The organism is Streptomyces sp. NPDC025638 (genome assembly GCF_055558775.1).
Genome location: NZ_JBVHLX010000009.1, coordinates 346,186 through 360,042 on the forward strand (window position 1 = coordinate 346,186; position 13,857 = coordinate 360,042).

Here is a 13,857-nt window from a genome sequence, read left to right on the forward strand (position 1 = left end):
GGAGCCCTCCTGGTGGGACACACCACGCCCGGCGAGTGGGACACGTACTACGCGAGCGGCAAGAGCTTCCGGCCCCTCGGCGACGCCGAACGCCGGCTGCTCGCCGAGCATGCCCCGGCCACCCCGGGCTGCCTCGCCCTCGATGTCGGCTGCGGGCTGGGCGAACTGGCCCGCCACCTCGCCGCCGGCGGCTACCGGGTCGACGCCATCGACTACGCCCCCGCCGCACTCACCCAGGCCGAAGCCCGGAACACCTCTGCCACGGCGGTCACTTACCGGCTCGGCGACATCGAGGGGGACGGCCTCGACGATCTGCCCCACCCCGCCTACGACCTCATCACCTTCCGCCTCAGCTGGGCCTTCGTCCGGGACCGCACCCGCATCGTCAACCGGCTGCGCGAACGCCTGCGCCCGGGCGGCACGCTCTGCATCATCACACCCGTCAGCGAGGCCGTGCCGGACAGCCGCCAGGACATCGCCCTCGACGAGAAGGAGATCGGCCTGCTCCAGGAAGGCTGGACGTTCGCCGAGCGACACGACGCGGACGGGCTCGCCTTCGTCGTCCTGCGTGACCCCGCCGCCACGCGGATCACCTGCGCCGACAAGGGGCGGCCTGCCGCGCACGCCCTCACCGGGGCCGGTGTCGTCGTGACCGACTCCGCGGGGCGGATCCTGCTGGGCTGGTCCACCCGGCGCGGTGTGTGGGAGCTGCCCGGCGGCAAGAACGACGGCGACGAGGACTTCCTCGACGCCGCCGTCCGCGAGCTGGAAGAGGAGACCGGGCTGCGGGCCGACCGCGCCGACGCACGGCTGCCGGCCCTCCTGATGGACTCCGTGCACGGCATCCCCCGGGTGACGGCCGCCGTGCGCGTCACCGCCTACAGCGGCGAACCGGCCGTGACCGAACCGCACTTGCTGAGCCGCTGGGAATGGCACGAGCTCACCGACCTGCCCGCGCTCGCTCAACCGCTGTTCACGCCGAGCGCGCATGTCATCGACACCATCTGGCCCGGTCTGCTGCCCGAGCTGCCGCCCGTCCACCGCTACCCGATCGCGCCCCTAGAAGTACCCGAGCCCGTCCAACAGGCGCTGGAGGCGGCACCTTTGCGGCAGGCGATGGCCGACCGGCTGCTGGCCGACGGCCGGATGGACGCCGGCGGCACGATCGAGGCCGCCGTGCGGCGCGTGCCACGTCACCGCTTCCTGCCCGGCGTCGCGCTCGACGAGGCCCATGACGCGTATCGGGCCCCGGTCACCAAGCGCACCGTTCGCGGGGCGCCCACCAGCAGCGTGTCGGCGCCCTGGCTGCAGGCCGAGATGATCCGCGACGCCGCTCTCCGCCCCGGCGACACCGTGCTGGAGATCGGCTCCGGTGGCTACAACGCCGCCCTCGTCCAGGAGGTCGTCGGCCCCCATGGAACCGTGATCAGCATCGACATCGACCCATGGGTCACCGAGCGCGCCCGCCGCTTCCTCACCGAGACCGGCTACCACCGGGTCCGCGTCCACCTCGCCGACGGCGAGCAGGCCCCGGCCCACCTCGTGCCGACCGGGAGCGTGGGCGCCCTCATCGTGACCGTCGAGGCCCGCGACATTCCGCCCGCCTGGGTCGACTGCCTCGCCGAGGGCGGCCGTCTCGTCGTCCCGTTGCGCATCCACGGCAACACGTGGTCCATCCCCTTCACCAAACGCGGCGGAGTACTGATCGCGGACACGTACACCGTGTGCGGGTTCGTGCCCCTCCAGGGTCCCGGCTACCGCGGCGACGTCGTCACCCGGCTCCGCGGCGGCGAGATCACCGTACGGTTCGCCGACGGCACCCCTGCCGACACCAGCCGCCTCGATGCCGCCCTCGACATGCCCCGCACCGAACGCTGGACCGGCGTGACCATTCCCGGCGACGTGCCCTTCGACATGCTCCTGCTGTGGCTGGCGAACCATCTCGGTGACGGCTTCGCCCGCCTCGCCGTCGACGCCGACCTCGACACCGGCCTCCTCCACCGCTCCGGCAGCTGGGACACCGCCGCCCTGATCCGCGACGATTCCCTCGCCCACCTCCTCACCCGCAAACTCGCGACCGACGGCTCCGGCCCCAGCGTGTCGGAGTTCGGCATCCATGCCCACGGCCCGCACGCCGACGCCCTCGCCGACGCGATGGCCGACCTGGTCGTCGCGTGGGACCGCGACGCCCGCGACACCAGCCCCCGACTGCAGGTGCACCCCGCGGACAGCCCCGACGGGGAGCTGCCTCACGGACACATCCTGAACAAGACGCACAGCCGGCTCCTCTTCACCTGGACGTCCAAGACGCGCCGAAGTGGCGCATCGGACCTACGGTGAATCTGAGAGGGGGCAAGCCGAACGCGTACTACGAAGGAAGCCGCCATGCAGGAGCACTACGTCTGGGTGACGACGCGCCGCATTCAGCAGGGCACGCTGGAGGAGTGAGAGGGCGTGGCGCCCGGCCCCCGCCCCGGAAGGGCTGCGCCGCGCTTTCGCGTACTGGTCCGAGGACGGCCAGGAGATCACCGGGGTGTCGTTCTGGGAATCCCAGGAGGCATGCGATTCATGGCGGACCTCGGATTCGGAGGAGCAGCGACGGGCGGCCATGGCCCCCTACGTCGTCGAGGAGAGCGAGGGCTTCTACCGCGGCCGTGAACTCACCCTCCCCGGCGCCGGACACGGGTGAACGCGGGTGAACGCGTTGCTCGGCGGCTCAGCCGCGAATGAGCCTGGCGTCGACACATGAGCGAGATCGTCGTCGTGTACGAGCTCGACAAGCCGGTGTCGGGGCGTACGTCCGCGACCGGCTCGCCCGATGCGAAACGGCTCCCCCGCCGGGTGCACGCCGCGCCCACCGCCCCTGGCAGGCCCGATGCCGCGGGACCGCGGACACTGTGCGGCAAGGACACCTTCGCCATGGAGAAGGCCCCTGGGCAGCCGGCCGAGAGCCCCGGGGCTCCCTGGTATCCCGCCGAGTACGCGTCCGTCGTCTGCCCCGACTGTGATGCCGTCATGGAGATCTGAACCTTCGCGTGCCCTCAGCGCGTCCTGCGTTCCGCGTACGCCCGGTACTCGTAGCCTGACCCGCTTCCTTCCGCGGCCACCACCTTCTCGACGAGGTCGTGGTCCGGGGACAGGCGGCACGCCGGGTCGGTGCGGGTGGCGTCGCCGGTCAGTGCGAAGGCCTGGCAGCGGCAGCCGCCGAAGTCCTCGTCACGGCGCGGGCAACTGCGGCACGGCTCGCACATCCAGTCCGTGCCGCGGTATTGGCTGAAGGCGCCGGAGTGCTCCCAGATCCATGCGAGCGGACGGTCCGCGACATTGGGCGGATCGAGGCCGGGCAGGGTCGCCGCGGCCGGACAGGGCAGCACGGTGCCGTCCGGAGCGACCGTGAGCGACACCGCGCCCCAGCCGCCCATGCACGGTTTCGCGACCCCGTCGACGTAGTCCGGTACCACCCAGACGAGTTCGGTGCGTCCGGCCAGCCGCTTCCGCCACCGTGCCACGGTCTCCGACGCGCGGCGCAGCTGGTCGCGGCTCGGCATGAGTGCGGCACGGTTGCGCAGGGCCCAGCCGTAGAACTGGGTGTTGGCGAGCTCGATCCGGTCCGCGCCCCACTCCAGCGCGAGTCGTACCAGGGCGTCGATCGCGTCGAGGTTGTCGCGGTGCAGGACGACGTTGACCCCCAGGGGAAGGCCTGCCTGCCGGACCAGCGCCGCCGCGCGTTCCTTGGCGGCGAACGACCGACGCCCGGCGATCCGGTCGCAGGAGATGGGGTCCGCGTGCTGTACGGACAGCTGTACGCTGCGCAGTCCGGCCGCCAGGAGCCCGGCGATCCGGGCCCGGTCCAGCCCCAGCCCGCTGGTGATGAGCTGCGTGTGGATCCCCGCGGAGTCCGCCCCGGCGACGATCGCCTCCAGACCGTCCCGCAACAGCGGCTCCCCGCCGGACAGATGGGTGCTGACCACGCCCAGGTCCCCGGCCTGTCGCATCACGTCCACCCACTGGTCCGTGGACAACTCGCATGATCGGCGGGTCAGTTCCAGCGGATTGGAGCAGTACGGGCAGCGCAGCGGGCAGGCGTGTGTCAGCTCGGCGAGCAGGGCCCAGGGTCGTGGCACGCGGCTCATCGCAGCCAGCCCTCGGCCCGCATCCGGCCGAGGAACACCGGAACGTCGGTGGCCACCGGAGATCCGGGGAAGCGTGCACCCAAGTCGCCGACGATCCGCCGGACGTCGCGCTCACCGTCGCACAGGCCGAGGACGGTGCCGGCCTGCCCGGTCAGCACCACCACGCGTTCCGGCATGACCAGCAGATCGGTGCCGCGCACCCGGTCGTGCCGCAGCGTCACGGCAGGAGCGAGTCTGGGGCGCCAGTGCGGCGCGGCTCCCGCCGTCATGAGCGGGTCTGCCGCGGTACTTGGTCCACGGCGTCCAGCAGAGACCACAGGACGTCGCATTTGAACGCGAGCGCCGCCAGCGCCCGTTCCTGTTCTGCCCTGCCGCGTGCCCACTTCAGGACCAGGGGCAGCGCCTCACCGCTGTCCCGTCGGCCCTGCCGGACGCGTGTGCGGAAGTAGGCCAGACCGTCGGGGTCGATCCACGGGTAATGCCGCTCGAAGGCCTCGATGCGCCGCTGCATCAGGTCCGGAGCCGCCAGTTCGGTCAGGGATGCGGCGACCGCCTCCAGTGGTGACCGCAGTCGGCAGAAGTTGACGTATCCGTCGACGGCGAGCCGTACCCCGGGCAGCACGTCCGTGCCGGACAGCAGTACGGTCCGGTCCAGGCCGGCGGCATCGCCCAGCCGCAGCCACCGTTCGATGCCGCCCTCGCCCTCCTCACGGCCGTCGTGGTCCTCGATCCTGCGCAGCCACATGCGCCGCAGGTCGGGCGAGTCGAACTTGGCGGTGATGAGGGCGTCCTTGACCGGGATGTGCCGCTGGTAGTGGAAACGGTTGGTGATCCAGCGCCGGAGCTCTGCCGGGCTCAAACGTCCTTCGTGCATGCGGAGGTTGAACGGATGGCGGTCGTGGTAGTGCTTTTCGGCCACCGCCCGCAGCCGTTCCTCGAACTCCTCGCGCCCCCACGGCCGCAGGGCCTCCGCAGCCACCATGGCGTGATCTTCTTCCGTCGGCGTCACGTCCGCGGCGGCCCTAACGGGTGGCCAGCGAGTACGCGGTGACTTCCAGGGCGGTGTCGACGACGACGTAGTCGGGTCGCTCCCAGGCGGCCTCGGCCGTGCTCGGGCGCGGGGCCGCCTCGGTGCGGGCTTCCCGACCGGGACCGTTCGTGTGGTCCATCGCTTCGTTCGGCATGTCGCCTCTCCTTCCGGTGGGGCAGTGGGGTCCCCACCGCAGCATCCGGAGTCTTTGCAGGTCGGGCAACCGGGGGGCGGCCAGACGGGTGTCCCTTCGGACCTGTCCGTGCCTCCGTGCGGCAAGGCCGACCTACGCTCCGGGTGAACTGCCGGTTCCGCCTGGAGGATGCGCCTTGCCCACTGTCGCGATGCCCCGAAGGACCCCGGGCAGAAGGCCGCTGTGTACGGCAGCCGCCGTCGCCGCCATGGTCGCCGGCCTGCTCGCGCTGGCCGATCCCGGAAGCGGCGCGTCCCGCCTGCCGGGACCGCGTGCCGCCACGGAACCGGGCGACGTCACGAGCGTCTCGACCGGGTGGACCACCCCCTGGGGCGTCAGCTGGCTGCCGGACGGCTCCGCGCTGGTCGGTGAGAGCGAGACGTTCAAGATCTACCGGCTCAGCCCCGCCGGCGAGAAGATCCTCGTGGGGTCCGTTCCGGAGACGGTGACCACCAAGCAGGAGGACGGTCTGCTGGGCATCGCCGTGTCGCCCCACTGGGCGGAGGACCACTACATCTACCTGTTCCACACGGCCGACGAGGGCAACCGGATCGCGCGGATGACCTACGACGGGACCACGCTCGGTGACTACCATGCGCTGCTCACCGGTATCAAACGGGGCGACTGGCACAACGGCGGCGGGCTGGTGTTCGGCCCGGACGGTTACCTCTACGCGGGGGCCGGGGACGCACACCAGGATCAACTCGCTCAGGACAAGGACTCCCTCAACGGAAAGATCCTGAGGTTGACCACCGACGGCAAACCCGCGCCCGGCAATCCGTTCGGCACATACGTCTACTCCTACGGGCACCGCAACCCGGAGGGTCTGGCGTTCGACTCGGCGGGCCGTCTGTGGGCGTCCGAGCTCGGCCCGGACTCGAACGACGAGCTGAACCTCATCGAGCCCGGCAACAACTACGGCTGGCCCACCTGCGTCGGGCCCTGCGACACCGCAGGAATGACCAACCCCAAGGCCACCTGGTCCGTCAGCGACGCGTCCCCGAGCGGACTCGCCTACGCCGACGGCAATCTGTACATGGCGAGCCTGCGCGGCCAGCGCTTGTGGCGCATCCCCGTCAGCGGCACCGACGTCGGCACACCGGTGGCGTACTACCAGGACAAGTACGGCCGCCTCCGCGCCGTACAGAAGGTTCCGGGCAGGGCTGCGCTGTGGCTCTTCACGGGCAACACGGACCACAACGGCAACCAGCCCGACGGCTCGGACCAGGTGCTCGAAGCGGCTCTGAAGCCTACGGCGCCGTGATCCGCACAGTGCGCAGGGTCCCCTCTTGGGCCGGATGAGCCGAGGTCATTCAAGTCGCTCCGCGATGTGGTCGCCGACGCGCAGGGCGTTGGCCATCGCGGTGAGGGAGGGATTGACCGCTCCGATGCTCGGGAAGAAGCTCGTGTCGACGACGTAGAGGTTGTCGAGGTCGTGGGCCTTGCAGTTGACGTCCAGGGCCGAGCTTGCGGGGTCGCTGCCGAAGCGGACCGTACCCGCCTGATGCGCGGTGGCACCGATGGGCATCCCCTTGTGCAGGTAGATGCTGCGCGACAGGAGATGGTGTTCGTGCATGCCCAAGTGGCTGAGCATGTCCTGCAGTTTGTGCCGCAGACGTTGCAGCCCGGCGATGTTGTTCTTCTCGTCGAGGGCCAGGTGGATGCCGCCGTCCCGGTCCAGGGTGACGCGGTTGTCGGGGATCGGCAGGTCCTCCCCGCACAGCCAGAAGTCGACCGCATGGTGGGCAAGCACCTCGAACGGCATGTCGGGGGTCACGGCCCCGGCCCAGCGGGGTGCTTCGCCGTGGATCTGCTCGGCGTCGGACTTGCCGAGCATCTGGATCCCGCCGAGGGGGTATTCCCAGTCGTCGGATCCCAGGTACCAGTCGTGCAGCGCCAGGGTCTTCTGGAACTTGGTGTCGTTCGGTTCTCTGGACACGGCCATCAGTGCCAGGTTGTTGTGCCGCATGTAGTTCCGGCCCACCACGTCCGAGCTGTTGGCCAGGCCCTGCGGGTGCCGGTCGTTGGCCGAACGCAGCAGCAGGACCGCTGAGTTGACGGCGCCGCAGGCGACGACCACGATATCGGCGCTGAACTTCACAGTCGAAGGGTCGCCGTCCCCCACGGTGGCAACGACCGAGGTGACACTCCGGCCGGTCGCATCGGTTTCCAGGCGCCGCACATCCGCATGAGTGATCATCTCGACGTTGGGGTGTTCGAGGGCGGGATCGACACAGATGACCTGGGCGTCGGACTTCGCGCCGACCAGACAGGGGAAGCCGTCGACGCGGTCGCACCGGATGCAGACGCTGGTGTGCACGGCCCGGCCCCGGTCGTCCTGGCTGAGGTTCACCCCGATCGGGAGGTGGAAGGGGTGCAGGCCCTGCTTCTCCAGGTCGTGGCTGAGCTGCTGGATGCGGGGCTCGTGCTGGACCGGCGGGTAGGCGTACTGGGCGCTGGTGGGACCGCCGGTGGGGTCTTCACCGTGCCGACCGTGCACGAGGTAGAGGTGTTCGGCCCGGGTGTAGTAGGGCTCGAAGTCCTCGTAGCGCAGCGGCCAGGCGGGCGAGATGCCGTCATGGTGACGGAGTTCGCCGAAGTCCTCGGGGCGCAGCCGGAAGAGCGCGGCGCCGTAGAACTTGGTATTGCCGCCCACATAGTAATTCACCTCGGGCGGGAATTGGTTCCCGTTTTTGTCGAACCAGAATTCCGGAGCACGGTATTTGCCTTTGACGAAGACCGCGGTGGAATCCCAGTTGTCGCGTTCACGGGGCAGATAGTCGCCACGTTCGAGAAGGAGGATCCTTTTTCCCGTGTCCGCCAGCCGGTGGGCGATCGTGCCACCGCCCGCACCTGTACCGATGACAATGACGTCGTAGTGCTGCGCTTCGGTCATCTCGGCCACCGCCCTCGGGTCCTGGACTCCCACACAAAGGTATCTCCGGGCGATATTTCCTGCGAGTTGGCCCATTCAAGTGATTCACGGCGTCCGGCTCGCCCGGATGATGCCGTGCTCATACCCTTGACCTGCACAGTTACCGCTGAACGAAGACGGGCCCGACGACATGGACCGTATCGCTACCAGGCCGAAGGTCGTGATCATCGGCGGCGGCTTCGCCGGGCTGTTCGCGGCCCGCGAGCTGCGCCACGCAGCGGTCGATGTGACTGTCGTCGACCGTGCCGGCCATCATCTGTTCCAGCCGCTGCTCTATCAGTGCGCCACCGGAATTCTGTCCGAGGGGCAGATCTCCGTGCCGCTGCGTGACCTGTTCAAACGCCACCGCAATACCGAGGTGGTCCTGGCCGAGGTGTTCGATTTCGACCTTGCGGGCCACAAGGTGCTGGCGCGCCGGCCGGGCGGGGAGGAGATCGAGCTTCCCTACGATCACCTCATTGTCGCGGCCGGTGTCCATCAGTCGTACTTCGGGCACGAGGAGTTCGCGCGCTTCGCGCCGGGTATGAAGACCCTGGCCGACGCTCTGGAAATCCGGCGACGCGTGTTCGGCGCCTTCGAACAGGCCGAGACGGCTGCGGATCCCGTCGAACGCAGGCGCCTGCTCACCTTCGCCCTGGTCGGGGCGGGACCGACGGGTGTGGAGCTCGCCGGGCAGTTGCGCGAACTGGCCACGCACACGCTCAGGTCCGAGTTCCGCGCCATCGAGCCCGAGGACGCGCGTGTCCTGCTCTTCGACGGCGCCGAGAAGCCGCTGGCGGCCTTCGGACCCAAACTCGCCGCCAAGGCGGCCCGCACTCTGCGGGCTCTCGGAGTCGAATTGCACATGGGTGCCCTGGTGACCCACGTCGACGCCGATGGGCTGATCGCCCGGGACCGGCAGGGCAACGAGACGCGCTATGACGCGGGAACCGTGCTGTGGACGGCAGGGGTGCAGGCTCCCGCCCTCGCCGGCGCGCTGGCGAAGGCCACCGGCGCCTCCTGCGACCGGGCGGGCCGCATCTGCGTCGAACCCGACCTGACCGTGCGGGGACACCCCGAGATCGCGGTCGTCGGCGATCTGATGAGCCTGGACGAGTTGCCGGGCGTAGCGGAGGTCGCCATGCAGGGCGGACTGTACGCCGGACACCGGATCAGGCGGCTGACCACCGGGCAGGACGCCCCCGGTCCCTTCCGGTACCTCGACCTGGGCTCGGCGGCGTACATCTCCCGGGGCCAGGCGGTGGTCAGCGTCGGCCGCCTGCAGTTCGGTGGCATGCCGGGCTGGCTGACCTGGCTCTTCATCCACATCGCGTCTCTCACCGGCTACCGCAACCGCGTGGGTGCGATCCTCACCTGGGCGCTGGCGTTCACACGCGGCATCCGCCGCGAACGGCCGTTCATCGGCGCGGCCATCGATGTCCAGCACGACCCGTACACCACCGGCCGTCCCCCGGGCGGCTAGGTCCTGTCGTCACATTCCCGTCGTCGCCCGGAGGGCGGGCCTCTCGGCGTCATGGGGGTCCCCCCTGCTCGAGCGAAGCCGAGAGCTTGGGGGAGCGTGCTCTCGGCGTACCGGGTCTCGGCCCTCGTACTGGATGTACTTGGGTCGGGGCCCGGTGCGGCGAGTGGGGGTCCCCCCTGCTCGAAGAGCTTGGGGGAGCGTGCATGGCGTCGCGGGGCAGACGGGAATCGGCCGACAGGCCCTAGGTGTGTTGTCCGGGGACGTTGGTGACACGCGTGTTGGGTTCTTGAAATGGGTGAGGGCCTTCTGGCTCGGTGTGGATTGCGACATCTGCACCTAGCTCAGGAGGCCCTCGTGCCCCACCGGCCAAACACCCGCCAGCCGCGGCACCAACCTCTCCGGACAACACACCTAGGTCCTGACCACGTTGGCGAGGGGCTCCCCCGCCGCGTAGCGCGCCAGTTGGGCGCGGACCAGTGCCAGGGCGCGGGGGCGGAACGCCGAGGTGGTCGCCGCCATGTGCGGGGTGATCAGGGTGTGGGGGGCCGTCCAGAGCGGGTGCCCCGGCGGCAGCGGCTCGGGATCGGTGACATCGAGTGCCGCTCTCAGCCGCCCGGCCCGGAGTTCGTCCAGCAGTGCGGCGGTGTCGACGACCGGGCCACGGGCGACGTTCACCAGCACTGCGCCGTCCTTCATTCGGGCGAGGAATTCCGCGTCGACCAGCCCCTGGGTCGCGTCGGTGAGCGGGAGGGTCAACAGCACCACGTCGGCCGCGGGCAGCAGGGACGGCAGGTCCGTCAGCGGATGCACCTGTCCGTGCGGTGTTTCCCTCGCCGTGCGGGCGACGCGCAGCATACGGCATTCGAACGGAGCCATCCGGGCCTCCACGGCCGTGCCGATGGCGCCGTAGCCGAGCAGGAGGACGGTCCGGTCGGCCAGCGCGGGGTGGAACCCGTCGGTCCACCGCTGTGCGTCCTGCGCCCTGACGAAATCCGGGATGTCACGGAGTGCGGCAAGGGTCAGCGCGACCGCGTGTTCGGCCGTGCTCGCGTCATGCACCCCTCGGGCGTTGCAGAGAGTGACGCCTGCGGGCAGATGGGGCAGCAGGTCATCCACGCCGGCGCTCAGCGACTGCACGACACGCAGGCTGGGCAGCCCCGGCAGCAGGGGCAGCGCCGCGCTGGTGAAGGTGTAGGGAATGACGAAGAACTCCACGGCCTGCAGATCGGTGCCGCCGGGTGCCTGACCGGTACCGTCCCAGACGACCGCGTTCCAGCCCTCCGGGAGTCCGCCGAGGTCGGACGGAGCGAAGGGGAGGAGGGTCCTCGCCCCGGCAGACGCTTCGAGGGAAGTCATCGGCTGGACTCCTGGCATGGCGAGGTGTCGACCACATGGTGAGAGGCGATAGTGGACATGAACCAGTTTCCCACCGTGACGCGAGGGAGGCCCGTTGACCAGGCCCGTTGGACATGCGCCGGTGGTGGTCGTGATGGGTGTGTCGGCATCCGGGAAGTCCACGGTCGGAACGCGGCTCGCGCGGTGTCTCGGCCTGCCGTTCCTGGAGGGCGACGATCTCCATCCGGCCGCGAATCGCGCCAAGATGGCCTCCGGGCACCCTCTCGACGAGGCGGATCGCCGGCCTTGGCTGGCAGCCCTCACGGCCTGGATCCGGACGGCTGCCGAAGAGCGGGGCGGAGTCGTGTCGTGTTCGGCCCTCAGACGCACGTACCGGGATCAGTTTCGCCGCACCGGGGCGAACGTACAGTTTCTCCATCTGGCCCTGGCCCCTGAGGTTGCGGCGGAGCGGATCGCCCGCCGGAAGGGGCACTTCATGCCCCCGAAACTGCTCGACTCCCAGCTTGAGACGCTGGAACCGCTGCAGGCCGACGAACCCGGAATCACGGTCGACGCATCGCGCAGCACGGCGGAAATCCTGGACGCGGCGCTGCGCCGGCTCACCCGGCCGGATGCGTAGGTCCGATTCCTGGGACGGTGCGGTCACTCGCCCCACGGGGTGATCCCCCAGCGCAGGTTGTGCCGATCACCGGGTTCCAGGGCGACGACCGAGGTCCCACTGGCGAACGCGTTCGGCGGGCACGACATCGGTTCGACGGCGATGGCCCGGCGCCGCTCCGGCTCCGCGAGCGTGTCGCCGGTGTAGATCTGCAGGTAGTCCGCGCCTTCGCCCAGCCAGAGATCCACGCCGCGCTCGCCGGTGGGATGCGCGAGGCGCACCGCGGTGCGTCCGTGTGCGTCTCGTACGAGTTTGCCGAACGGCGTGTCCAACTGCTCGCGGCCGATGGCCCGCGCCGTGCGGAAGTCGTACGGCGTCCCGGCGACCGGCTCCTCCGCCACCGGGAGGCCCCTGTCGTCGGTGCGCAGCCAGGTCTCCGCCGGGACGGTGAGCAGCACCTCGTCCACCGTCGCCGTACCGACCGTGAGATAGGGGTGCTGGCCGACCCCGTAGGGCGCGGTGCTGTCGCCCCTGTTCCACGCGGTCACCGTCACCTCCAGGCCCGTGTCGCCGACCGCGTATTCCGCGTGGACCTGTAGGTGAAAGGGGTAGCCCGGCTGGGGCCACAGAGTGCTCCGGAGCACGGCCCGGTGCCCATCGGATTCGGTCACCTGCCATGAGGTCCAGCGGAGCAGTCCGTGAATGGAGTTCCCGTGTTCCGGTTCGGACAGCGGTAGTTGGAGGTCCTCGCCGCCCCACCGGTAGCGTCCGCCGCTGATGCGGTTCGGCCAGGGCACGAGGATCTGGCCGCGGCCGCCGGTGACCCGGTCATCGGCGCCGAACCCGTGGAGCACCTGCCGCTCGCCGACGGAGTAGGACCGCAGTGTGCCCCCGAGCTCCACCACGACGGCCCTATGGTCGTGGTGCCGCAGTGTCAGCTGACGTCCGGTCTGGTTCTCGTGCACCTGTCGAGCGTGCGAATCGCACCGGGACCGAGCAAGCAGGACACATGGCCGGCAACGGAATTGAGTCCGTAAGTCGCCCATTGAGGTGATGAACGGGCCCGGGCGGCGAACACCGGCCGATCGGATGAACGCCGCGCGCTGTACGGCGGCCGCGGTCCGCAGGTCTGTCTAGCATGCGGGGCAGGAGGCTCGGATGGATCTGGTCCACTTCCGGATGGTGACACCCACCGCGCTCACCCAGCAGACCGTGGACCTGCTGACCGCGGACGGCCGCGTGCTCAACCTCGTGGTCGTGAAGTCGGCGGCTCAATGGCCGGACGGGGACGCGCTCGAATGCGATGTCATGAAGGGCGCCGCGAACGGTGTGCTGGCCGGCCTGCACCGGCTGGGCATCGACCGCGACGGATCGATCGCCGTCGACGATGTCGACATGATGTTCTCCCGGCGCGCGGAGCGGATCGAGGCGGACCAGCCCCGCACGCTCGTGCACGCACCGCTGTGGGCGGCTGTCGAGGCACACATCCGGGCGGAGGGAACCTATCTGCCGTCCTTCTATCTGTTCCTGGTCATCGCCGGACTCATCGGCTCCGTCGGGATCATGACGAACTCGCAGATCCTCATCGTGGCGGCCATGGTGGTCGGCCCGGAGTACAGCGCGATCACGAGCATCGCCCTGGGCCTCTACCGGGGCAACCGTCGCCGGGTGCGGGACGGCCTGCGCGCGCTGACGCTCGGCTTCCTACTGGCCATCGTGGTCACTCTGGGGTTCGCCGCACTCGCGCGGGCGGCCGGCTTCCAGTCCAAAGCCTTCGAGCTGGGTCTGCGGCCGGTGTCCCACCTCATCAACACCCCCGACTTCTTCTCGGTGGTCGTCGCCGCCCTCGCCGGTGTCGTCGGCATCGTCTCGCTCACCGAGGCTCGCAGCAGCGCCCTGCTGGGTGTCTTCATCTCCGTGACCACGATCCCTGCCGCCTCGGACATCGCCGTCTCGATCGCCTTCGCCGACTGGCACGAGGCATGGGGCTCGCTGGTCCAGCTCCTCCTCAACATCGTCGTCCTCGTGGTCGTCGGCGTCCTCACCCTGCGTCTGCAACGCCGCATCTGGCGCCGCGCGACGCGAAGGGCCGCCGCAACGTCCCAGGAGTAGCGGGACCGCGATCACACGAGTCGGCGGCCGGCCATGGT

General features: G+C 70.0%; 14 protein-coding genes. 7 read left to right on the forward strand and 7 right to left on the reverse strand.

Annotation, left to right across the window (positions count from 1 at the left end):
• Positions 1-12 precede the first annotated feature (12 nt).
• From fxlM to ACZ4EG_RS24695, 3 genes are all read left to right on the forward strand, one after another.
• Positions 13-2,340 (forward strand): methyltransferase, FxLD system, encoded by a 2,328-nt coding sequence (gene fxlM, locus ACZ4EG_RS24685; RefSeq protein ID WP_467792112.1) that lies wholly within the window; start codon positions 13-15, stop codon positions 2,338-2,340.
• Between the two features lie 193 nt (positions 2,341-2,533).
• A complete protein-coding gene (locus tag ACZ4EG_RS24690; RefSeq protein WP_467792113.1) occupies positions 2,534-2,689 on the forward strand; it encodes a hypothetical protein in 156 nt (51 codons plus the stop codon).
• Positions 2,690-2,745: 56 nt separating this feature from the next.
• Positions 2,746-3,027, forward strand: a complete 282-nt coding sequence (locus tag ACZ4EG_RS24695; protein WP_467792114.1) for a hypothetical protein — start codon at positions 2,746-2,748, stop codon at positions 3,025-3,027.
• Between the two features lie 14 nt (positions 3,028-3,041).
• On the opposite strand, the gene pqqE is transcribed toward ACZ4EG_RS24695, so the two are convergent.
• From pqqE to pqqA, 4 genes are read right to left on the reverse strand one after another with little or no spacing between them, the layout of a single operon-like run.
• Complete coding sequence (pqqE, locus tag ACZ4EG_RS24700) at positions 3,042-4,133, reverse strand: pyrroloquinoline quinone biosynthesis protein PqqE (RefSeq protein ID WP_467792115.1); 1,092 nt, start codon at positions 4,131-4,133, stop codon at positions 3,042-3,044.
• Positions 4,130-4,354, reverse strand: coding sequence for a pyrroloquinoline quinone biosynthesis peptide chaperone PqqD (gene pqqD / locus ACZ4EG_RS24705; protein ID WP_467792116.1), 225 nt, complete (start codon positions 4,352-4,354; stop codon positions 4,130-4,132). Before pqqD ends, pqqE begins: the two co-directional genes overlap by 4 nt.
• A gap of 44 nt (positions 4,355-4,398) precedes the next feature.
• Entirely contained in the window at positions 4,399-5,115 is a 717-nt protein-coding gene (gene pqqC, locus ACZ4EG_RS24710; protein ID WP_467792117.1) for a pyrroloquinoline-quinone synthase PqqC, read from the reverse strand.
• A 40-nt stretch (positions 5,116-5,155) separates the two neighbouring features.
• On the reverse strand, positions 5,156-5,317 hold the full coding sequence (pqqA, locus tag ACZ4EG_RS24715) for a pyrroloquinoline quinone precursor peptide PqqA (protein ID WP_467792118.1): 162 nt from the start codon (positions 5,315-5,317) through the stop codon (positions 5,156-5,158).
• A 190-nt stretch (positions 5,318-5,507) separates the two neighbouring features.
• Between pqqA and ACZ4EG_RS24720 the strand changes: the two genes are divergently transcribed.
• Positions 5,508-6,620, forward strand: a complete 1,113-nt coding sequence (locus ACZ4EG_RS24720; RefSeq protein WP_467792119.1) for a PQQ-dependent sugar dehydrogenase — start codon at positions 5,508-5,510, stop codon at positions 6,618-6,620.
• Between the two features lie 45 nt (positions 6,621-6,665).
• Here ACZ4EG_RS24720 and ACZ4EG_RS24725 read toward each other — a convergent pair whose 3' ends face one another.
• A complete protein-coding gene (locus tag ACZ4EG_RS24725) occupies positions 6,666-8,252 on the reverse strand; it encodes a GMC oxidoreductase (protein ID WP_467792120.1) in 1,587 nt (528 codons plus the stop codon).
• A gap of 169 nt (positions 8,253-8,421) precedes the next feature.
• Between ACZ4EG_RS24725 and ACZ4EG_RS24730 the strand changes: the two genes are divergently transcribed.
• Positions 8,422-9,753 carry an NAD(P)/FAD-dependent oxidoreductase gene (locus tag ACZ4EG_RS24730; RefSeq protein ID WP_467792121.1) on the forward strand — a complete coding sequence of 444 codons (1,332 nt, stop codon included), beginning with the start codon at positions 8,422-8,424 and terminating at the stop codon, positions 9,751-9,753.
• 411 nt (positions 9,754-10,164) lie between these two features.
• On the opposite strand, the gene ACZ4EG_RS24735 is transcribed toward ACZ4EG_RS24730, so the two are convergent.
• Entirely contained in the window at positions 10,165-11,109 is a 945-nt protein-coding gene (locus ACZ4EG_RS24735) for a 2-hydroxyacid dehydrogenase (RefSeq protein ID WP_467792122.1), read from the reverse strand.
• Positions 11,110-11,203: 94 nt separating this feature from the next.
• Here ACZ4EG_RS24735 and ACZ4EG_RS24740 point away from each other — a divergent pair, with 94 nt between their 5' ends.
• On the forward strand, positions 11,204-11,728 hold the full coding sequence (locus ACZ4EG_RS24740; RefSeq protein ID WP_467792123.1) for a gluconokinase: 525 nt from the start codon (positions 11,204-11,206) through the stop codon (positions 11,726-11,728).
• Positions 11,729-11,751: 23 nt separating this feature from the next.
• Here the strand turns inward: ACZ4EG_RS24740 and ACZ4EG_RS24745 are convergent, their stop codons facing one another.
• Entirely contained in the window at positions 11,752-12,672 is a 921-nt protein-coding gene (locus tag ACZ4EG_RS24745) for an aldose 1-epimerase family protein (RefSeq protein ID WP_467792124.1), read from the reverse strand.
• A 193-nt stretch (positions 12,673-12,865) separates the two neighbouring features.
• On the opposite strand from ACZ4EG_RS24745, the gene ACZ4EG_RS24750 reads away from it, so the two are divergent.
• Complete coding sequence (locus tag ACZ4EG_RS24750) at positions 12,866-13,819, forward strand: DUF389 domain-containing protein (RefSeq protein ID WP_467792125.1); 954 nt, start codon at positions 12,866-12,868, stop codon at positions 13,817-13,819.
• Positions 13,820-13,857: the final 38 nt, after the last annotated feature.